At 34.5% G+C, this 21,190-nt stretch carries 17 protein-coding genes; 12 read left to right on the top strand and 5 right to left on the bottom strand.

What is annotated here, in order from left to right; translation table 11 throughout:
- The first annotated feature begins 77 nt into the window (after positions 1–77).
- Together MTP08_RS04220 and MTP08_RS04215 are read left to right on the top strand one after the other, a co-directional pair.
- Positions 78–2,591: a M1 family metallopeptidase gene (locus tag MTP08_RS04220; protein ID WP_243577178.1), complete on the top strand. Its 2,514-nt coding sequence runs from the start codon at positions 78–80 to the stop codon at positions 2,589–2,591.
- 604 nt (positions 2,592–3,195) lie between these two features.
- Positions 3,196–5,037: a carbon starvation CstA family protein gene (locus MTP08_RS04215; RefSeq protein WP_243577177.1), complete on the top strand. Its 1,842-nt coding sequence runs from the start codon at positions 3,196–3,198 to the stop codon at positions 5,035–5,037.
- Positions 5,038–5,145: 108 nt separating this feature from the next.
- Here MTP08_RS04215 and MTP08_RS04210 read toward each other — a convergent pair whose 3' ends face one another.
- The 3 genes from MTP08_RS04210 to MTP08_RS04200 form a co-directional block, all read right to left on the bottom strand.
- Entirely contained in the window at positions 5,146–7,476 is a 2,331-nt protein-coding gene (locus MTP08_RS04210) for an ATP-dependent helicase (protein ID WP_243577176.1), read from the bottom strand.
- A 123-nt stretch (positions 7,477–7,599) separates the two neighbouring features.
- Complete coding sequence (locus MTP08_RS04205) at positions 7,600–7,968, bottom strand: response regulator (protein WP_209390752.1); 369 nt, start codon at positions 7,966–7,968, stop codon at positions 7,600–7,602.
- Positions 7,969–7,974: 6 nt separating this feature from the next.
- Positions 7,975–9,849: a PAS domain-containing sensor histidine kinase gene (locus MTP08_RS04200; RefSeq protein ID WP_243577175.1), complete on the bottom strand. Its 1,875-nt coding sequence runs from the start codon at positions 9,847–9,849 to the stop codon at positions 7,975–7,977.
- A 177-nt stretch (positions 9,850–10,026) separates the two neighbouring features.
- Here MTP08_RS04200 and MTP08_RS04195 point away from each other — a divergent pair, with 177 nt between their 5' ends.
- From MTP08_RS04195 to secG, 3 genes are all read left to right on the top strand, one after another.
- Complete coding sequence (locus MTP08_RS04195; RefSeq protein ID WP_209390750.1) at positions 10,027–11,340, top strand: M16 family metallopeptidase; 1,314 nt, start codon at positions 10,027–10,029, stop codon at positions 11,338–11,340.
- A gap of 51 nt (positions 11,341–11,391) precedes the next feature.
- Positions 11,392–13,440, top strand: a complete 2,049-nt coding sequence (locus MTP08_RS04190) for a M16 family metallopeptidase (protein ID WP_243577174.1) — start codon at positions 11,392–11,394, stop codon at positions 13,438–13,440.
- Between the two features lie 122 nt (positions 13,441–13,562).
- On the top strand, positions 13,563–13,907 hold the full coding sequence (gene secG, locus MTP08_RS04185; protein WP_243577173.1) for a preprotein translocase subunit SecG: 345 nt from the start codon (positions 13,563–13,565) through the stop codon (positions 13,905–13,907).
- A gap of 69 nt (positions 13,908–13,976) precedes the next feature.
- Here the strand turns inward: secG and MTP08_RS04180 are convergent, their stop codons facing one another.
- The gene (locus MTP08_RS04180) at positions 13,977–14,816 is read right to left on the bottom strand and encodes a glycosyltransferase family 2 protein (protein ID WP_243577172.1); all 840 of its coding nucleotides are present in this window, start codon (positions 14,814–14,816) and stop codon (positions 13,977–13,979) included.
- A 3-nt stretch (positions 14,817–14,819) separates the two neighbouring features.
- Positions 14,820–15,431 carry a recombination mediator RecR gene (gene recR / locus MTP08_RS04175; RefSeq protein ID WP_209390747.1) on the bottom strand — a complete coding sequence of 204 codons (612 nt, stop codon included), beginning with the start codon at positions 15,429–15,431 and terminating at the stop codon, positions 14,820–14,822.
- Positions 15,432–15,545: 114 nt separating this feature from the next.
- On the opposite strand from recR, the gene MTP08_RS04170 reads away from it, so the two are divergent.
- The 7 genes from MTP08_RS04170 to MTP08_RS04140 all read left to right on the top strand — a co-directional run bounded on the left by MTP08_RS04170 (position 15,546) and on the right by MTP08_RS04140 (position 21,068).
- Positions 15,546–16,151 (top strand): LURP-one-related/scramblase family protein, encoded by a 606-nt coding sequence (locus MTP08_RS04170; protein ID WP_243577171.1) that lies wholly within the window; start codon positions 15,546–15,548, stop codon positions 16,149–16,151.
- 54 nt (positions 16,152–16,205) lie between these two features.
- Entirely contained in the window at positions 16,206–16,697 is a 492-nt protein-coding gene (locus tag MTP08_RS04165) for a hypothetical protein (RefSeq protein WP_243577170.1), read from the top strand.
- Between the two features lie 73 nt (positions 16,698–16,770).
- Positions 16,771–18,216 carry an aminoacyl-histidine dipeptidase gene (locus MTP08_RS04160; protein WP_243577169.1) on the top strand — a complete coding sequence of 482 codons (1,446 nt, stop codon included), beginning with the start codon at positions 16,771–16,773 and terminating at the stop codon, positions 18,214–18,216.
- 87 nt (positions 18,217–18,303) lie between these two features.
- Positions 18,304–18,702, top strand: coding sequence for an OsmC family protein (locus MTP08_RS04155; protein WP_243577168.1), 399 nt, complete (start codon positions 18,304–18,306; stop codon positions 18,700–18,702).
- A gap of 1 nt (position 18,703) precedes the next feature.
- Positions 18,704–18,985, top strand: coding sequence for a GNAT family N-acetyltransferase (locus tag MTP08_RS04150; RefSeq protein WP_243577167.1), 282 nt, complete (start codon positions 18,704–18,706; stop codon positions 18,983–18,985).
- A gap of 64 nt (positions 18,986–19,049) precedes the next feature.
- Positions 19,050–19,400, top strand: coding sequence for a four helix bundle protein (locus MTP08_RS04145; RefSeq protein ID WP_243577166.1), 351 nt, complete (start codon positions 19,050–19,052; stop codon positions 19,398–19,400).
- A 93-nt stretch (positions 19,401–19,493) separates the two neighbouring features.
- Positions 19,494–21,068 carry a sodium:solute symporter gene (locus MTP08_RS04140; protein WP_209390741.1) on the top strand — a complete coding sequence of 525 codons (1,575 nt, stop codon included), beginning with the start codon at positions 19,494–19,496 and terminating at the stop codon, positions 21,066–21,068.
- Positions 21,069–21,190: the final 122 nt, after the last annotated feature.

Here is a 21,190-nt window from a genome sequence, read left to right as displayed (position 1 = left end):
ATATTAATTCTGTAACAATTTCAAAAAATTTCCTACTTATTACCTTAAAAATAACATCAATACATAAATTCGTAAGAATGAAAAAAATATTCATAACAGCCCTTTTTCTGGGTGCACTATTTAATTCGAATGTAACTTTCGCTCAGACAGAAACTTCGGGAAGAACAGTTCCTTACAGAGCGACCCATACCAAAACTACAGAACTGAAGCACACCAAACTGAAGGTGAATTTCGACTATGAGAAAGAGCAGATGAATGGTGAAGAATGGCTTACTGCATCTCCTTTTTTCTACTCTACCAATGAACTTGTTCTGGATGCCAAAGGGATGCTGATTCATGAAGTTGCATTGGATAATAATGGTAAAAAAACACCTTTAAAGTATGAATATAAAAATGATGTTTTAAAAATTAATCTGGATAAAGTATATGCTCGAAACCAAGATTATACGGTTTATATTAAATACACATCTAGACCCAATGAAGTAAAACAGGAAGGAAGTGCAGCTATTAATGATGCCAAAGGTCTTTATTTCATTAATGCACAGGGGAAAGATCCGGATAAACCAACCCAAATATGGACTCAGGGAGAAACAGAATCTTCATCTGCTTGGTTTCCTACCATAGATAAACCCAACCAAAAAACCACTCAGGAAATTTACATGACTGTTCCAGACAAATATGTAACACTTTCCAACGGAATTCTCAAAAATTCTCAAAAAGAGGCCAATGGATTGAGAACCGATCATTGGGTGATGGATAAAAGACATTCCACCTATCTTTTCTTTATGGGTGTCGGAGAATATGCCGTAGTTAAAGACAAGTGGAAAAATGTTCCTGTAGATTATTATATTGAAAAAGAATATGAACCCTACGCAAAACAAATCTATGGGAATACTCCTGAAATGATAGATTTCTTTTCGAAAAAATTGGGTTACGATTATCCTTGGCAAAAATATGCACAGATTTCGGGTAGAGATTACGTAAGTGGTGCTATGGAGAATACAACTGCTACACTTCACGGGAGCGATATTTTACAAAAACCGGGACAATTAATAGATGAAAACAAATGGGAAGACACCATTGCCCATGAGCTTTTCCACCATTGGTTCGGAGATCTTGTAACCGCAGAAAGCTGGAGTAATCTTACCGTAAACGAATCTTTTGCCAACTATTCGGAGTATCTTTGGAACGAATTTAAGTATGGTAAAGATCAGGCAGATTATCACCAAATGGAAGATGTAAACCATTACATCCATAATTCTTCAGATTTCAAAAAAGATTTGGTAAGATTCAATTATAATTCAAGAGAAGATGTTTTTGATTTGGTAACCTATCAAAAAGGTGGTGGAATTTTACACATGCTGCGAAATTATCTTGGAGACGATGCATTTTTTGCAGGAATTACAGATTATCTGAAAACCAACGAATATCAGGCGGCAGAAGCTCATCAGTTAAGATTGTCTTTTGAAAAAGTTTCAGGTAAAGATTTGAACTGGTTTTTTAATCAGTGGTATTTCGGTAGCGGAAATCCAAAACTGAATTATACTTATAATTTTGAACCTGTAAAAAAACAGGTAACCGTAACCATTAGCCAAACTCAGGATGAGCCTTTTCAGTTTCCTTTGGCTATTGATGTTTACGAAAACGGTAAACCAAAAAGATATCAGGTTTGGGTAAATGCAGAAGCAAAAAATACATTTAATTTTGATGCATCTAAAAACCCTGAACTTATCAACATCAATGCAGACGGAATTCTTCTTGCAGATGTTACAGAATCTAAAACTCCGGACCAATATTTAGCCCAATTCTTAGGTTCTAAAGAATTTAAGAGTAAATACATTGCACTAACAGGAATTAAAGATCAGGTAGGAAAAAATCCCGCTGCCACAAAACTATTGGCTGCCGCAGTAAAAGATCCATTTTTCAGAACAAGAATAAAGGCACTGGAACTTGTAGATCTGTCGAATGCAGAAATGATGAAAGCATTAGGAAGCGATGTTGAAAAACTGGCAACAAATGATCCTAAAACTTTGGTTCAGGGAGCGGCAATAGCAGCTTTGGCAAAAACAAAAGACAAAAAATATGTTCCGATTTTTGAAAAAGGAATTAATGCTGTATCCAATTCTGTAAAAGGCAACTCTTTGGCTGCAATTTTAGCAGTAGATCCTTCGAAAGCCAGTTCTTTGGCAGATAAGATTGATCTTGAAGGGGCTTCTGAAGAAATGCTTTCGCAGTTATTACCAATCGTTGTAAAAAATAAAGTGATTTCCCAAATGGCGAATATTGCTCCTATTGCTGCTTTTTATCCATTTGTTAAATTTCAGGATCCGGAACTTGGAAAAGTTGCCGAAGAAGGATATAATTGGATTATGTCTTCGGATAATTTAAAAGCAACGACAAGCATTACCAAAATATTGGGTCAGGCAAAAGGTCAGATGGGAGAAAATCCTCAGGTAAAAATGATGATAAGCCAAATGCTGAAAGACGGACTAAGCAAAAAAATGGAATTATTAAAACAAAATCTAGGAAAAGCTTCCAGCATCAACCCTCAAATTGATGCTATTAATAAAGCTATTGATAATTTCAAATAAAAAATATTAACATATATTAGAAAGACCGGCTTTTAATAATGCCGGTTTTTCTATTTATTATGGTATTTAATTTCATGATATAGAATCTGTATTTAATAACCTGAGTTCGGGATAAGGATTTATAAAATGCGATGGGTAAAAACATCTGATTTACATATGTTTAACATAAACCAAGGCGTAGAACTTACCAAAGCAATACAAAACTCTGTTTTATTTTACTGAAAAAAGTGCCATTGTATAGTTTAAAAGCATTTCTAAAAATAAACTTATCCCAGTTTTTCCAATAAAACAATCACTATCTGAATATCAACTATTTAAAACATTTTTTATCCCGAACTCACGTTAATTAAATCCGTTAAAAAAAGATATTTTTAATTTTAAAACCTTATCATGAAACAGAATCTAATCTATATACTTATCGTAAATATAGATATCCTAAAAATTTAAAAATCAACTAAAAATAATTTCATAAGACACATATTTGCTAATTTAATATACATTTTAAATAAATTATACTCAAAATAAGTAAATTGCAATCTAATTAAATTTTTATGAAATTTAATTTCAAATCATTGAAACATATCTATAAAAAATTAATAATTATATGGAATTTCTAAACGGAATTAATGCATTAACCTTGGTATTTGTATCTATACTAATTTTTGCAATATCCTATCGTATTTACGGAATCTTTTTGGCAAACAAAGTGCTTCGTCTTAATGACAGAAATACTACTCCTGCAATAGAATTTGCTGATGGTAAAGATTATGTTGCAACCAACAAAAATGTACTTTTCGGGCATCATTTTGCGGCAATTGCAGCAGCAGGACCACTTGTAGGACCAGTTTTGGCGGCTCAGTTCGGCTATCTTCCCGGAGCATTATGGATTTTAATCGGGTGTGTTCTAGGAGGCGGAGTTCACGACATGGTGGTACTTTTTGCTTCTGTAAGACATAAAGGGCAAAGTTTAGCAACGATTGCTTCCAAAGAGATTGGAAAAACAACCGGAACAGTTGCTGGTTTCGCAATTTTATTCATTTTAATTCTAACACTTGCCGGATTATCTTTAGCATGCATTAATGCAATGCATGAAGCTTCCTGGTCTTTATTTACGGTTATTATAACCATGCCGATTGCCATCATCATGGGTTTAATAATGCGTTACAGAAAAAATTCGGTAACATTTGCAAGTATTTTAGGGGGTATTTTATTAATTGCAGGAATTATTGGCGGACATAATCTTATGCAGAATGAAACCATAAATAATTTATTCAGTTGGGATATTACCACTATATCTATTGCTATTCCTCTTTACGGATTTTTAGCTTCGGTTTTACCGGTATGGTTATTATTGGTTCCAAGAGATTATTTATCCACTTATTTAAAAATTGGTACCATTATTATGCTTGCAATAGGTGTAATTGCAATTCATCCAACGATACAAATGCCGGCTCTTACTCAATTTGTAAATGGTGGCGGTCCTATTATTGGCGGACCCGTATTACCTTTTATTTTTATTGTTATCGCTTGTGGAGCTATATCAGGTTTTCATGCGGTAATTGCTACAGGAACTACTCCAAAAATGCTGAATAGAGAAAGAGAAATTCTTTTTGTAGGCTATGGAGCAATGTTAGTAGAAGGTTTTGTGGCTTTAATGGCACTAATTGCAGCGTGTACTTTAATGCCTGGAGATTATTTCGCTATTAATACACCAAAAGAAGTGTATGATACTTTCTTAGCAGCTCATCCGGATTTACACGGAGTAGATATAGGCTATTTTTCAGAAAAAATTGGTATTGACCTTCATGGAAGAACAGGAGGTGCCGTTTCTTTAGCGGTGGGTATGGCTCATATTTTCAATAAAATACCTTACATGGATCAGTTAATGGCATATTGGTACAACTTCGCCATTATGTTTGAAGCCGTATTTATATTAACCGCAATTGATGCAGGAACAAGAGTGGGAAGATTTTTCCTGCAGGAAATGTTGGGTTCCGTTATTCCAAAATTTAATGATAAGAACTGGACTCCCGGAATTATTATCAGCAGTTTGCTTTTTACTTTTGCATGGGGATATTTGGTTTTCACCGGAAATGTAAGCAGCATTTGGCCTTTATTCGGAATTAGTAATCAGTTACTTGCCGCATGTGGTCTTATTGTATGTACAACAATGCTCATCAGACTCAACAGAGGAAAATATGCACTGTGTTCGGCAATTCCCGGTGTTTTTATGGCAGTTATTACCTTTTGGGCAGGTTATATACAAGTTACCACAATTTATATTCCGAAAGAACAGTATTTATTGGCTTCACTTGCAATAATTGCAATGGTTTTAATGCTTGCCGTATTCATTGGAGCATTCAGAAAATGGTATAAACTTCTGCAGGTAAAAACCTCGGAAACCGATTATTATGGAGAAACCGTAAAAGAATTGGTAGAAAGATAGTTTTTAACTTAATTTCAAAAAATAAAAAAGGTACAGAGTTCAATTCTGTACCTTTATTTTTTTTAAACCTTTTTCAATATTCTATTCATTGAATTGAAGAAAACTTATCTAAATCTTAGTAAGTTTTGCATATTTTAAGATCAGGTTTTTTTCTCCTTCATGTAAAAAAACAACTTTTGCTTTAATATTCTGAGGATCTGTCCCATCCAAAAAAGCTACTTCACCGACTCCGAAACGATCATGTCTTACCTTATCTCCCACTTCAATATCCTGAGAAGATGCACCGCTCGGATTGATAATTTTTGCAGTAGCTACAGGCTTCAGTTTACGTGGTTCTGCAATAGGCTTATCTTTGTCGGCTTTAGTAATTGTTTTTTTCTCTACTTTCTTAAAACTTCTGATTTCTGAAGGATGTTCATCGAAAATATTAGAGGAAATACCTGAATTATTGATGAATCTGCCCTGCATTGCCGGATTCAGAAACTCTATATATTCCTCATCCACTTCACTTAAAAATCTTGATGGCTCTGCATCGGTAATTTTTCCCCACTGAAATCTGGAAACGGCATAAGAGAAAAATGCCTGCTTTTCTGCCCTCGTTAAAGCAACATAAAACAACCTTCTTTCTTCTTCTAAATCTTCTCTCGTTGCAGAACTCATAAAACTCGGAAAAAGATTTTCTTCCAACCCAACCAAATGTACCACCGGAAATTCCAGCCCTTTAGAAAGGTGGATAGTCATTAATGAAACCGCATCGTCGGAATCGTCTTTTTTTTGTGTGTCTGCGGAAAGTGCAATATTTTCCAGAAAGTTGGGCAAACTCGGATCGCCATCTTCCAACTGCATTTGCTCATCGATAAAACCCTGCATAGAGTTCATCAATTCCTGTACGTTCTCTACACGGGAAATACCTTCAGGAGTTTGGTCGTCTTTCAAAAATTTAATCAAACCACTTCTTTTCGCTACTTCCATCGCTACATTATATGCAGTTTCAGTTTTAAGCAATACCTGAAATGCTTTAATCATCGACCAGAAATCGCTCAATTTGGTAATAATACCATTATTAAAGCCCAAATGCGGGGCATAAATAGGAAGATTATCTAAAACTTTAGATACAGAAAGATTCTGGGAATCGGCAAAAACAATGAGTTTATTCTGTGTAGTTTCACCAATTCCTCTGGCTGGATAATTGATGATTCTCATCAACGCTTCAGAGTCGTTCTGATTAATTAACAGCCGTAGATACGCAATTAAATCCTTTACTTCTTTCCTTTGGTAAAAAGAAAGACCGCCATACACTTTGTACGGAATATTTTTTCTTCTCAGAGCGTCTTCAAAAGCTCTGGTTTGAGAATTGGTACGATAAAGAATGGCAAATTCTCCAAATTTTCTTTGGTCACGATTATGAAGTTCCCAAATGTTTCCGGCAACGAAATTGGCTTCATCGGCATCCGAAAGAGAACGGTAAACTTTAATTTTTTCACCTTCTTCATTCTCGCTGAACACATTTTTCTTAAACTGCTGAAGATTTTTGGCAATTACAACATTAGCAGCATTTACAATATTTTGTGTAGAACGGTAATTCTGCTCCAAAGAAACAGTTACGGCATCAGGATAATCTTTTTTAAAATTTAAAATATTGTAAATATTCGCTCCTCGGAACGAATAAATAGATTGTGCATCGTCTCCAACCACACAGATATTTTCGAACTTTGAAGCCAAAGCTTTTACAATTAAATACTGAGAATGATTGGTATCCTGATACTCATCTACCAAAATATATCTGAATCTGTCCTGATATTTTGCCAAAACTTCAGGAAATCTTGTAAGCAACTCATTGGTTTTCAAAAGCAGATCATCAAAATCCATTGAGCCGTTTCTATAACAAGCATCAACGTATTTTTCGTAGATTTTACCAAGAAATTTCATGTTGGCTTTTTCGTCAGCCTCCAATAATTCGGGATTATTGTAATATGCTTTTACAGTGATAAGATTATTCTTGTACGAAGAAATTCTTGCCTGAACTTTCTTTGGTTTATACAAATCTGCATCAATATTCAGGTCTTTTATTGCTTTTTTAATAACATTGAGGGCATCTTGCTGATCGTAGATGGTAAAATTGGATGGATATCCTAAATAATTGGCTTCGCTTCTGAGAATTCTTGCAAAAACCGAGTGAAAAGTTCCCATCCACAGACTTCTCGCATTGCTTTGCCCAACCACTTTTGCAATACGTTCTTTCATTTCTTTTGCAGCTTTGTTGGTAAAGGTTAAAGCAAGAATATTAAAAGGATCTATTCCATTGGTTATAAGATGGGCAATACGCATAGTGAGTACTCTGGTTTTACCCGAACCCGCTCCTGCGAGTACCATCAAAGGTCCTTCAAGTGTTGTAACAGCTTCATATTGTGATTCATTCAGTCCATTCAGATAATCCATACTACAAAAAAAATTTGGAAAACAAAAATAGTGTTTTATAAGGAGAATTCAAATTAGATGAATTTAAAGATGCTGTTTTATAGATTATGGATATCAAAAAATCAGCGGTTAAGAGCTGATTTTTTATTTTGAATGAAGCCTAATGGTTTCTATCATATCATTAATATCAAAAGGTTTTGCAATAAATGCATCTGCACCCGCATCCAGTGCAGACTGCTCTAAACCACGACTTGCAGACATTATAAGCACAGGAATATTTTTCAGATTTTCGTCTGATTTTACCATGCGGCAAATATCTCTTCCATCTTCACCGGAAAGCCACATATCCATGAGGATTACGTTGGGTTTAGATTCGGGATTTAGGGTGTTGAACATATCAGAACCTTTATAAAATTTCTCCACTCTAAAACCTTCAAAATCCAGCATCATTCCTATTGAATCTACTATGGCAGGGCTATCGTCCACTACCATCACCTTCATCGACTCAGACATATTTTATTAATTTATGTTGTTGACTCCTTTATTTGTTGGAATTTGGAAGCAAAAATCAGACCCTTTTCCCTCTATAGAATTTACAAATATTTTACCTCCGGACCTTTTAATAATTTCCGAAGAAATATAAAGCCCCAAACCTAAACCGGGAAATGTATGCTCTTTGGAACCACTTACCCGATAATACTGCTCAAATACTTTAGGTTGCTTTTCTTCCGGTATTCCGATTCCAAAATCTTTTACGCTAAAATGGATAAAATCCCCGGAAACATGAGCTTTTACATGAACTTCTTCTGCTTCAGGAGAATATTTTATTGCATTCCCGATGAGATTACTCATTACCTGTGCAATTCTGTGTCGGTCTGCAAAAACTTTTCCTACGTTGCTTTTTTCCACTAAGATTTTATGCCTTGAAGCCATTTGCTGTTCTGTAACGACATCATCAATAAGATCATCAAAATCAAAGTAGGATTCATTAAGCTGAATCTGCCCTTTCTGAATTTTGGTAACATCCAAAAGATCTCTTACCAAACCATTAAGAAGTTCAATCTGAGAATCCATTTTCGATGCAATAGCAGCATTTTTCTGATCTCCGTTTTGCGAAAGATTTCTTTCGATAACTTGAGTGTAAAGCTTCAGACTGGTAAGAGGCGTTTTCAATTCATGACTTGCAATTCCCAAAAAGTTATCTTTCTGATTTTGTAACTTTTTAAAATCATCAATATCCGTAAAAGTTCCTATCCATTCTTTCACCTCTCCTTTTTCGTTGTAACTCGGTACAGCTCTTGCCAAAAACCATCTAAATTCTTCTATTGTATTTGGACTTAAAAATTCGCATTCAACCTCAAAAGGCTTTCCTGTCTGTATGCATTCTTTCCAAATTTGGTCTACATGTTCATAGACACCAGGTTTCATCATATTTTTAACAGATTCTGTAAGATCCATTTCTCTGTCATATTTAGAAAAAGTAAACCATTTCTCATTCATGTATTTAAGGACACCTTTATGATCTGTAGTCCACACAATCTGAGGCATAGAATCTGCCATTTTTCTAAGCTCCTGCTCATTTTTTTGTATTTCTTGTCTTCCGTTTACCAAATGCGTTACATCTACAGCTACATTATAGATAGCATATACTTCACCCTGAGAGTTTTTAAGCGGTTTATAAGAAAAATTATAATAAAAAGTCTGAAGCTTGCCATCTACCACCAAATCTACTTTGTCTTCTTTGGCTGTATATGTTTCGCCGGTTTCAAAAATATCTTTCAGTAAACCTATAAATGGCTGTCCTTCTAGTTCAGGAAGAGCATCTTCTAATTTCATTCCTATTACAGATTTTGGCTTTCCCCAAGTTTTCAGCATAGGATCGTTGGCTAATTCAATAATTAAATCTTTTGATCTGTATAAAGCAATTGAATAATCTGAATTTTTTATTAAATCTTCAAATTTATATTCACTTTCTTTCAATTTTCTTGCGGATAAAACCTGATCGGTAACTTCTGTTGCAACAACACTTACACCAATAATTTCAGAGGAATTCTGGCTGTTGTACACAGGAGAATAAATAAAATCGAAAAAATGTTCTTCATAAACGTCGTATTTATTCAAGAAAATTGAAAGTTTATCTCCTTTAAAAATTTCGCCTTTTTTATAAACATTATTGAAAATTTCTTCAAACCCTTGTGATTTTAATTCGGGGAAAATCTCAAATAAAGGTTTACCTATACACAATTCGTCTTTTCCCCAAAGCTCAAGAATCTTTGGATTTGCCGTATGTATTATAAAATTATCTCCCATTATAAGAGAGAGCGCAATGGGAGCCTGACTGAATAAAGTTACTAGAGATTCGCATGAAACGTTGGACGGTAAAATATTTTTCATTATTCGATTTCGAAATTCAAAATTAATTTTTATTTGTTAATGTATTGGAGTTGGATATTAAAAACACCCTTGCTGAAACTTGGTAAAATTTAACAACAAAAAACAAATGCAAAAGTTTTTCCAAAATTGTAACAAATGATGTATTTTTGAAACTTATTGACAAAACAATTTCTATTTATGAAAAAACGACTTCTTAGTGTCGCAGCGGCAGCCTTTTTTGGAGCAATGCTAAACGCACAGCAAATCAAATTTGAAGAGTATGATTTACCAAACGGTTTACATGTAATTCTTCACCAAGACAATTCTGCACCTGTAGTTACCACTGGTGTAATGTATCATGTAGGAGCTAAAGACGAAGTGGTAGGAAGAACAGGTTTTGCGCATTTCTTCGAACACCTTTTATTTGAAGGAACACCTAATATTAAAAGAGGAGAATGGTTTAAAATTGTTTCGTCAAACGGCGGTCAAAACAACGCAAACACAACAAATGACAGAACGTATTATTACGAAACATTCCCTTCAAACAACGAGCAGTTAGGTCTTTGGATGGAGGCAGAAAGACTTCGCCACGCACAGATTAACCAAATTGGTGTAGACACGCAGAGAGAAGTTGTAAAAGAAGAAAAGAGAATGAGAATGGATAACCAGCCTTATGGAAATCTCTTTAACAACGTACAAAAAAATCTTTTCACAAAACACCCATACCACTGGTCTACAATTGGATCTATGGATGATTTGAATGCTGCAAAACTGGAAGAGTTTCAGGCATTTTACAAAAAATATTATGTTCCGAACAATGCAACTTTGGTTGTAGCAGGTGATATTAAGCCGGAACAGACCAAAAAATGGATAGAAGAATATTACGGAGGTATTCCTAAAGGAACTGTTTATCCTAAAAACTTCCCTAAAGACGAGCCTATTACAAAAGAAACAGAAGTAACAGCGTACGATCCTAACATCCAGCTTCCTGCTTATGTTTTTGCATACAGAACACCTGGTAATAAAGAAAAAGATGCGTATGTATTAGATATGCTTTCTTCTTATTTAAGCAGCGGGAAATCTTCAGTTTTGTATAAAAAACTTGTAGATCAGGAGAAAAAAGCACTTCAGGTAGCAGCTTTCAACCAAGGACTTGAGGATTACGGTATTTTTGCGTTTTTCGCTATACCTATGGGAAATACAAGCAAACAAACTTTGCAGACTGATATTGATGCGGAAATTAAAAAAGTTCAGACGACATTAATTTCTGATGAAGATTATCAAAAGCTTCAAAATCAGTTCGAAAATCAATTCGTTAATGCCAATTCAAGCATTCAGGGTATTGCAGCTTCTTTAGCTACAAACCATGTTTTGATGGGAGATACTAATTTAATCAATAAAGAAATTGATATTTACAGATCGATCACTAAGCAGGATTTGCAAAATGCTGCCAAAAAGTATTTGAATTCTAACCAAAGAATCATCCTTAATTACTTACCTGAGAAAAAATAATCTTACAAAACGTAACAGTTTAAAAAGATTATACATTTAAAATTTTTACAAATGAAAAAGCAATTAACATATATAGCCGTAGCATTTTTATTTTCAGGAATGCTTTCAGCACAAAAAATTGATTTGAACGCAATGCCGAAGCCAGGACCAACTCCTGCCATTAACATTGCAAAACCTAAAACTTTTCAACTAAAGAACGGAATGACCGTAATGGTAGTTGAAAACAACAAGTTGCCTAGAGTAAACATGAGCCTTTCTATGGACAGACAGCCTTATTTTGAAGGCGATATTGCCGGAGTAAGCGAAATCATGGCAGATCAGTTGGGTAATGGTACAACAACTTTAAGCAAAGATGATTTTAATAAGAAAGTAGATTATTTAGGTGCAAACTTAAATTTCAGTTCTGGAGGAGCAGCTTCTAACTCACTTTCAAAATATTTTCCTGAGGTATTAAATTTAATGGCTGATGCAATCATCAACCCAAAATTTTCAGCAGACGAAATTCAAAAATCTAAAGAAAGAGCTATTGAAGGTTTAAAATCTTCAGAAAAAAGTGCAGACGCAATTGCATCGAGAGTTTCTAACGCTTTGGCATACGGAAAAAATACAGCAAGAGGTGAATTCGACACTGAAGAATCTATCAACAAAATTAAACTTGCGGACGTACAGAATGTTTACAAAAAATATTACGCTCCAGACAATTCGTATTTGGTAATCGTGGGAGATGTAAAATACGATCAGGTAAAACCGATGGTAGAAAAAGCATTTGCTAATTGGAAAAAAGCAGATACTAAATTTGCTGCTCTAGAGCCTGCCAATAACGTTGCTAAAACTGAAATTGATGTTGTAGATGTTCCTTCTGCAGTACAGTCTGTGGTATCTGTAGGAAATCTCAACAACCTTAAGATGAAAGATCCTAACTATTTTGCTGCAACAATTGCCAACTATATCTTAGGTGGTGGTGGTGAAGCTAGACTTTTCATGAATCTTCGTGAGAAAAACGGATTTACTTACGGTGCTTACTCTAGCATGAGTGCAAGCAAATATTCTCCTTCATTTTCTGCTGAAGCCAGTGTAAGAAACGAAGTTACAGATAAAGCGGTAAAAGAATTCATGAACGAGCTTACTGCAATTTCTACAGTAAAAGCTGATGAACTTGAAAATGCTAAAGCAAAACTGAAAGGTAGCTTCATTATGTCTTTGGAGCAACCTGCTACTATCGCAAGATTTGCTGTAAACCAAAAAGTTCAGAATCTTCCTGCGGATTTCTACACCAATTACTTAAAATCTATTGACAAAGTAACTGCTGCAGATGTTTCTAATGCTGTAAAAACAACTATACTTCCTAACCAAAGCAGAATTTTTGTTGCAGGTAAAGCATCAGATATTTCTGAAAACTTAGAAAAACTTGGCTATCCTGTAAAATATTATGACAGAAATGCCAATCCGGTTGCAAAACCAACCGTTCAGAAAGTAGATGCTAATGTAACTGTTGCTTCTATTGCAGATAAATATATTGCTGCTATCGGAGGAAAAGAAAATGTTGCAAAAATCAATTCTTACACAACCAATGCTTCTCTGTCTATGCAGGGACAGAATCTTGAATTCAAGATTGTAAAAGCTAAAGGCGGAAAAGAGTCGCAGACCATTACTGCAGGAGGTATGACTGTACAAAAACAGGTTTTTGACGGTAAAACAGGTTACTCTGAAGCAATGGGACAAAAAGCTGAAATGAGCAAAGAAGAAATTGCTGACAGATTAAAAAATCCTGAGCTTTTCGAAGAATTAGGTTTTGCTAAATCTGCAGATTACAAATTAGCAGGAATCGAAAAAATTAACGGAGAAGATTCTTATGCTATTAAATCTTCTGGTGGAGACACATATTATTACAGCGTAAAATCTGGTTTAAAAACCGGTGAAACTAAAACTGAATCTGCTCAAGGGCAAACTTTTACAATCCCAACAACTTTTTCAGATTACAAAGAAGTTTCTGGGGTAAAAATGCCTTTCACGATTACGGTAAACCAAATGGGAATGGATATGACCATGAAGGTAAAATCTTATGAAGTAAATCAGGCTAAAGATACAGACTTCAAATAAAAATCATTATATTTTTAATTAAACGGCGACATTGAGTTGCCGTTTTTATTTTTATATAAATCTTATTTTGCTGTTCAGTAAAAAAACATTAAATTTGCCCATTCAAAAAGATATCAAAATTAATGGATACTATATTTACACTATTGATGGTTCTTATTATGATTGCCTGCATACTTCTGGTAATCGTTGTTATGGCTCAGAATCCTAAAGGAGGAGGTCTTTCGAGTACATTCGGAGGTGCATCTTCTGCACAATTCGGAGTTCAGAGAACTAATGATTTTATGGAAAAATCTACTTGGACTTTAGGAACAGTAATTATCGTTTTAATTCTGATAAGCGTGATAGTAACGGGTAAACCAAAGAAAACAGCTATTCCGGTTCCGCCAGTTCCTGCTAAAACTGAAGCTCCTGCGAACAAAACAGCTCCGGCTTCTGGAACTCAGACTCCTGCCTCACCAACTAAATAAAAACTTATATTTAGATATTAAAAAAAGCAACCTTTAATAGGTTGCTTTTTTAGTTGAGTAATATTGATTTTATTTCAATTTTATCTTTTCAATCTGATACCTCAGCTTCAATCCGGCTTTTAAGAAAGAATACTGTACCGGTTTCTGATTTTTATAATACTTATCTATAAAAATCTGCATGGCTCCATAAAATCTTTTAAGGTAAGTTTTATTTTTTACGGTGCTTTCACCCTTATGATGAAGGATAGAAACTTTACCGTAATAATAATTATTGAAACCATTATTTAATAATGTATAGCAAATATCAATATCTTCACCATACATAAAATATTTTTCATCCAATCCTCCTACAAAATGGTATGTAGCTCGCTTAATAAGCATGAAAGCTCCTGTTATAACTTCAGTTTCAGAAATATCATATTCGCTAATGTCATTATGGTAATATGATTTCGAATTATTCTTTTTAAATCCGGCAAAAAGTTTTTCGAATGAATTAAACATATCCGGAACCGACCTTTTACTTTCTGGAAGAAATTTCCCTGAAGCATCATGCATTCTTACACCAAGACACCCTAACTTCAGTTTGGAATCGGCAAAATTTAGGATTTCTTTTACATAAAAACCTTCCAGTTCTGTATCGGGATTCAAAATAAGCAGATATTCTCCTTTTGCAAATTTTATCGCTTTGTTATTTGCTTTAGAAAAACCTTCATTTGTTTCAGAAGCAATAAAACGCACATCAGGAAATTCGGAAATTAGGTTTTTCCAAGAACTGTCAGGAGAATTATTATCCACAACAATAATTTCATAATTTATCTCTGCAGCATATTTTTGTATAGAATGAAGACAGTTCCTCAGAAATTGAGTTACATTATAATTCACGATAATAAAAGAAAGTTTCACCATCATCATTTAATCTTTTTCATTATAAGGAAGTCTGTTGATAATAGATCTTCCTAAAGAGATTTCGTCTGCATACTCCAGCTCATCTCCTACCGAAATCCCTCTTGCAATACTTGAAAAATTCACATTAAAATTTTTGAACTTTTTGTAAATATAATATGCCGTAGTATCGCCTTCCATCGTTGCACTTAATGCAAAAATTAATTCTTTTACATTTCCTTCGTTAATTTTCTTTTCGATACTGGGAATATTAAGCTGATTGGGACCCACACCTTCCATAGGAGAAATCTTTCCGCCTAAAATAAGATATTTTCCCGTATATTTTCCCGTATTTTCTATAGCGATTACATCTCTTACATCTTCTACAATGCAGATTAACTCATTGTTTCTTTTGTAGCTGCTGCAGATTTCACAAATTTCGAAATCTGAAAAATTATGGCATTCTTTGCAGTATTTTATATCATTAACCAGATTAATGATAGAATTACCCAATCCATTTGCTCTGGAGCTGGGCTGCTTCAAAAGATGAAGAGCTAAGCGTAAAGCGGTCTTTTTTCCTATTCCGGGAAGTCCGGAAATTTCATCGACTGCTTTTGCCAATACTTTACTCGGGTAATCCATATTTGCAAAAATACTAATTATACTTGAAAACCTACGAAGCTGAACGTCTAAAATCGTTGTATAAATCTTCAGAAAATAACTATCTTTGGGCAAAACAAGAAAAAAATTATCTAGATGAATCTTAATAACATGAATTATCCGCTGGATTTTAAGTTTAAAATTACAACACTCGCAAGCGATTTTAACATTACCGACAAGAACGGAAACTACGTTGCGTATGTTCGACAAAAAATGTTTAAACTAAAAGAAGATGTAATTGTTTTTGATAATGAAAATAAAACCAAAGAACTTTTCAGGATTCAGGCAAACCAATGGATCGATTTCAATGCTTCTTACTCTATCAAAAGTATTTTAAGCGGTAAAAACTTTGGGAGACTCGCCAGAAAAGGGATGCGTTCTATTTGGAAATCTACTTACAATGTTTTAGATGAAGCCGATCAGCCAAAATTCACCATTACAGAAGATAATCCTTGGGTAAAGGTTTTCGACAGTATGGTAGGAGAAATCCCTATCGTTAGTATGTTTACCGGGTATTTCCTTAATCCTTCTTACACCGTAAAAGGTACAGATGGAAAAGATTATTTCAGACTCAAAAAAATGCCTTCGATGTTTGGACGAAGATTTCAACTCGACAGACTCATTGATATTGATGATGAAGATGAAAGCTTAGTAGTTTTATCTTTATTAATGATGGTTCTCTTAGAAAGAGCAAGAGGTTAAATTACAGATATTGGCTTATCATTTGAAGCCTTATTATTTTTAAATTTTTAATGAATGAAATATTTAATCATTTTCTTTTCGGCATTTCTATTAGTTGCCTGCAAAAAGGAGCAAGAAAACGTTTCTAATTCTACAAAAGTAGATTCTACTAATATTATTCAGGATTCTGTAAAAGCAGATACTCAGAATGCCAACATTTTAGTTGATACATTTCCTTTTCCGAAAGAAATTAAAGAATGTTCTTGTTATTTTGCTAAAAGCAAAGCAGATTTCGAAGACGAGAACTACATTTATGCTGATGATGCAGGAAAAACAGCCTACATGAAGCTCGACGGAAAAAGACTGGTAATGAATCTTATTTCTTCCAGCGATATGGAAGCAGACGATGAACTGAGCAAAGAAATTGAAAACGAAAATTATAAAATTTCTGTAAAAGGAAAAAAAATAAAAAACGAAGAAGCTTTGCTTTTTGAAGGTACATTAACCATAGAAAAGCCAGACGGAAGCAAAACTGTAATTCCCATTTACGGTGAATGCGGATGTTAAGCAATTAAAAAATACTGCTCCTGAATTTCGGGAGCATTTTTTTTATCCGTAAATTTGAGAAAAATAAAATTTTATGGAACTATCCAATATAGAACCTCAGATTATCTGGAAAAACTTTTCTAAACTGAATGCTGTACCCAGACCTTCAAAAAAAGAGGAAAAAGTAATTGCATTTATTAAAGAATTCGGAGAAAATCTAGGACTTGAAACCACAGTAGATGAAACCGGCAATGTTATCATCAAAAAACCGGCAACTTCTGGTATGGAAAACCGCAAACCTATCGTAATGCAATCTCATTTGGATATGGTATGCCAAAAAAACAACGATGTTAATTTCGATTTTGAAACCCAAGGAATACAGATGGAAGTAGACGGCGATTGGGTAAAGGCAAAAGGAACCACTTTGGGTGCAGATAATGGCTTAGGTGTGGCTACAATAATGTCGATTTTAGAAAGCTCGGATATTCCGCATCCTGATTTGGAAGCATTGTTTACGATTGATGAAGAAACAGGAATGACCGGTGCTTTAGGATTGAAACCCGGGCAACTTACAGGAAATATTTTACTGAATCTTGATACCGAAGAAGATGATGAAATCGATATTGGCTGTGCAGGTGGAATTGATGTTACCATTACCCAAACCTATTCTGTTGAAGAAGCTAAAGGCCAGTTTGTAAGAATTGAAGTAAAAGGTTTGCAGGGCGGTCATTCCGGAATGGACATCCATAAAGGATTTGGAAATTCCAACATTATTTTGGGAAGATTTTTAAACGAAGGACTCAACAATCAAAACATTCAGTTGGTTTCTGTTGATGGCGGAAGTCTTAGAAATGCTATTCCGAGAGAAGCTTTTGCTATAATTTCGGTAAGAAATGCCAACGAGTACATAGAAAATATTTCTAATGGTTTAAAAAAAGAAATTTTAGAAGAATTTGCTTCCATAGAACAGGCTCTTCAGATCAATATTGAGCTTACAACCAATACAGAAAAAGCCATTTCGGAAACAGATTCTAAAAAAATTATTTTAACATTGAATGCTCTTCACAACGGTGTTTACAGAATGAGCCCAGATGTACAGGATTTGGTAGAAGCATCCAATAACGTTGCAAGAGTAGAGTTGAAAAACGGAGATTTAAAAATTTTAAATTTATCCAGATCATCTGTAGAATCATCTAAAATATCAGTCGCTAATCAGCTGAAATCTGTGGCAGAGTTAGCCGGAATGAATGTAGAATTCAGCGGTTCTTATCCAGGATGGAAACCAAAACCAGGTTCGGAAATTGTTCAGCTCATGGAGAAAATTTACACAGAAAAATTCAGCAAAAAACCTCATGTAGTGGCTTGTCATGCAGGTTTAGAGTGCGGAATTATCGGTGCAAATTACCCGGAAATGGAAATGGTAAGTTTCGGACCAACCATTAGAGGAGCACATTCGCCAGACGAAAGAGCCAATATTTCTTCTACACAGAAATTTTGGGATTTCACGAAAGATATCCTTGCCAATATTCCTTTAAAATAAACATATATTCGAAATCTGATATTCTCTCACAAGAAATATCAGATTTCTTTTTTCTCATACATTTTTAAAATTAATTTTTTTAAAACCATGTCTGTAACTGTAAAAGCAAGTTTAGGAACTACAAAATATTATACCGAAGTTATTGCTGGCGAAAATAGAATTATTACCGACGAGCCTTTGGACAAAGGCGGTCAGAATAAAGGTTTCAACCCTTTTGAAATTCTTGCAACTTCTTTGGCAAGCTGTACTGCGGCGACTTTGAGGATGTATATAGACCGAAAAGAGTGGACTGTAGAAAACATTCACGTAGAAGTTGAACTGGAAAATTTCCCACTCACCAAATTGGCTGTTTTTAAGAGAAACATTCGTTTTGAAGGTGCGAATTTGAGTGAATATCAGCATAAAAGACTCAATGCAATTGCAGATGCATGTCCTGTACATAAAATGTTAACCAACGAAATAGAAATTCAAACCAAATTTTCATAAAATGATAGACGTAAAACAAAACAACAACGAAAAAAACGGAAGCTTTGAAGCTTACATTGACGGACAAAAAGCCGGACTTATGACCTACACTTGGGCGGGAGAAGAACGCTTCATTATCGATCATACTGAGGTAGAAGAAGCTTACAACGGTAAAGGAGTAGGCAAAGAAATGCTCATAAAAGCAGTGGAATTTGCAAGGGAAAACAACAAGAAAATCATTCCTCTCTGTCCGTTTGCAAAAGCAACTTTTCAGAAAAACGCAGATCTTCAGGATGTTTTGTAAGAGGAAAGAAGATGGAAGATGGAAAACTGAAGACTAAGATTAAAGATCTTAAAATACTTATAGCATGAGTTTCAAATTTGAAAAGCTGATTATTTGGCAAAAATCTATGGAGATAGGAGAAAATATTTTCCTAATAACGATCAAATTTCCATCAGACGAAAAATTTAATCTCACAAGTCAGATACGGAGAGCAGTTGATTCAATTGCTCTCAATATATCTGAAGGTTCTATCCTTCAGTCAAACGCAGAATTTAAAAAATTTTTGGGATACTCAATTCGTTCTTGTGCAGAAGTTGTAACCTGCCTGTACAAAGCAAAAAACCGAAATTATATTTCTGAAGAAAATTTTCAGAAATTATATTCTGACTGTTACCATCTTACCAATATGATGATTGGCTTCCGAAATCAACTTTAGAAATCTCTTCTATCTTTTCACTTCCTACTTCCATCTTCCATCTTCATCTTTCTAAATTTCAAAAAAACTATATTTGCTGAAATTTAACAAAGCATGAATCAGGGAACTGTTCTTTTACTGTTTGTATTTATTTATTTCATCGGACTTTTGGTAATTTCTTACTTTACCAGCCGAAATTCAGACAATCAGTCGTTTTTTATCGGAAATAAAAAAAGTAAATGGTGGCTTGTTGCCTTTGGAATGATAGGAACCAGCTTAAGCGGTGTTACTTTCATCTCCGTTCCCGGAACTGTAGGAAAAATGACGGGAAGCGAATACATCTTCGGCGGTTTTGAATACTATATGATGGTGATCGGGTTTTTTATCGGGTATTTTATCGTTGCCGCAATTCTTCTTCCACTCTATTATAAAATGAATCTTACCTCAATTTATACGTATTTGGGTAAAAGATTCAATGTTGAAGCTCACAAAATCGGCTCTGTATTTTTTATTGTTTCCAGAGCAATCGGGGCAACGGCAAGATTATATCTGGTTGTGAATGTACTGCAGATTTTCCTGCTGGAAGCTTTGGGTGTTCCGTTTTGGGTAACTGCATCGGTGCTTTTATTAATGGTACTTCTCTACACTTTTGAAGGTGGCGTAAAAACCATCGTGATTACAGATACATTGCAGACTTCATTTATGATTATCAGCTTAATTGCCTGTATTACATATATTTTATTCAATTTAAATCTTTCTTTTGGTGAAGCTTACACCATTTTAGAACATAAAAATTATACGCATTTTATTAATTTAGACCCTAATTCCAAAACATTTTTTCTGAAAACCATCTTGGGTGGAATGTTTATAACCATTGCCATGACCGGACTAGATCAGGAAATGATGCAGAAAAACATTTCTGTAGACAGTCTTAAAAATTCCAAGAAAAATATGCTCACTTTTGCAGGAACTTTACTTTTTGTAAACATCGCCTTCCTTTTCTTAGGCGGTCTGCTTTATCTTTTTGCCTTACAGAATGGCGCAGGGTATTCTGAAGTTACCAATATCGTAAACGGCAAAGAAGTGGTGACTCATATTTTCGGGTTTAAAGATGCTTCAGGGCATATTACCAACATTATGGGAGACGATTTATTTCCTGCACTTTCATTAAATGGTTATTTCCCGATGGCGATTTCGGTAATTTTCATCATTGGTCTTATTTCTGCACTTTTTCCGTCTGCCGATGGGGCTTTAACTGCAGTTACAAGCTCTTACTGTGTAGACATTCTGAATTTGAATGAAGACCAAAAGAAATCTGAAAAAGAAAAAAAACGCCTGAGAATGAAAATCCATTTAACATTTACGGTAATATTCTTTATCTTAATCATGGTTTTTAAGGCACTGAATGACAAATCCATCGTATACTTAATCATGGAAGTTGCGGGTTATACCTACGGACCGCTTTTAGGGCTTTTCGCTTTCGGGATTTTCACAAAATTTCAGATTTCCAGAAAATATGCAATTCTTACAGTTACTGTTTTGGCTCCTGTTTTAACGTACATCATAAATTATTTGGTGACCGAAAATACGGATTACAGAATTGGTGTAGAACTGATTATTTTGAACGGATTACTCACCTTTATTGGATTGTGGCTGGTGAAAAATAAAAATTATCTGAAACTTGTTTAGGAACTTCAAAACATAATTTTATAAAAAAACTAACCTTTTTTTATAATAAAATCAAAATCCGGGTACATTTCCCGGATTTTTGTATTTCCGTAAGCCGACAAAAAAATGTAGATTTGCATTCT

Source organism: Chryseobacterium oryzae (genome assembly GCF_022811665.1).
Lineage (GTDB): Bacteria > Bacteroidota > Bacteroidia > Flavobacteriales > Weeksellaceae > Chryseobacterium > Chryseobacterium oryzae.
Note: the sequence above shows the minus strand (reverse complement) of the source record. Positions and strands in the feature narration are given on the sequence as shown.

Coding starts and splice junctions, on each gene's coding strand:
- MTP08_RS04220 (WP_243577178.1), top strand. CDS start 78: ATGAAAAAAATATTCATAACAGCCCTTTTTCTGGGTGCACTATTTAAT.
- MTP08_RS04215 (WP_243577177.1), top strand. CDS start 3,196: ATGGAATTTCTAAACGGAATTAATGCATTAACCTTGGTATTTGTATCT.
- MTP08_RS04210 (WP_243577176.1), bottom strand. CDS start 7,476: ATGGATTATCTGAATGGACTGAATGAATCACAATATGAAGCTGTTACA.
- MTP08_RS04205 (WP_209390752.1), bottom strand. CDS start 7,968: ATGTCTGAGTCGATGAAGGTGATGGTAGTGGACGATAGCCCTGCCATA.
- MTP08_RS04200 (WP_243577175.1), bottom strand. CDS start 9,849: ATGAAAAATATTTTACCGTCCAACGTTTCATGCGAATCTCTAGTAACT.
- MTP08_RS04195 (WP_209390750.1), top strand. CDS start 10,027: ATGAAAAAACGACTTCTTAGTGTCGCAGCGGCAGCCTTTTTTGGAGCA.
- MTP08_RS04190 (WP_243577174.1), top strand. CDS start 11,392: ATGAAAAAGCAATTAACATATATAGCCGTAGCATTTTTATTTTCAGGA.
- secG (WP_243577173.1), top strand. CDS start 13,563: ATGGATACTATATTTACACTATTGATGGTTCTTATTATGATTGCCTGC.
- MTP08_RS04180 (WP_243577172.1), bottom strand. CDS start 14,816: ATGATGGTGAAACTTTCTTTTATTATCGTGAATTATAATGTAACTCAA.
- recR (WP_209390747.1), bottom strand. CDS start 15,431: ATGGATTACCCGAGTAAAGTATTGGCAAAAGCAGTCGATGAAATTTCC.
- MTP08_RS04170 (WP_243577171.1), top strand. CDS start 15,546: ATGAATCTTAATAACATGAATTATCCGCTGGATTTTAAGTTTAAAATT.
- MTP08_RS04165 (WP_243577170.1), top strand. CDS start 16,206: ATGAAATATTTAATCATTTTCTTTTCGGCATTTCTATTAGTTGCCTGC.
- MTP08_RS04160 (WP_243577169.1), top strand. CDS start 16,771: ATGGAACTATCCAATATAGAACCTCAGATTATCTGGAAAAACTTTTCT.
- MTP08_RS04155 (WP_243577168.1), top strand. CDS start 18,304: ATGTCTGTAACTGTAAAAGCAAGTTTAGGAACTACAAAATATTATACC.
- MTP08_RS04150 (WP_243577167.1), top strand. CDS start 18,704: ATGATAGACGTAAAACAAAACAACAACGAAAAAAACGGAAGCTTTGAA.
- MTP08_RS04145 (WP_243577166.1), top strand. CDS start 19,050: ATGAGTTTCAAATTTGAAAAGCTGATTATTTGGCAAAAATCTATGGAG.
- MTP08_RS04140 (WP_209390741.1), top strand. CDS start 19,494: ATGAATCAGGGAACTGTTCTTTTACTGTTTGTATTTATTTATTTCATC.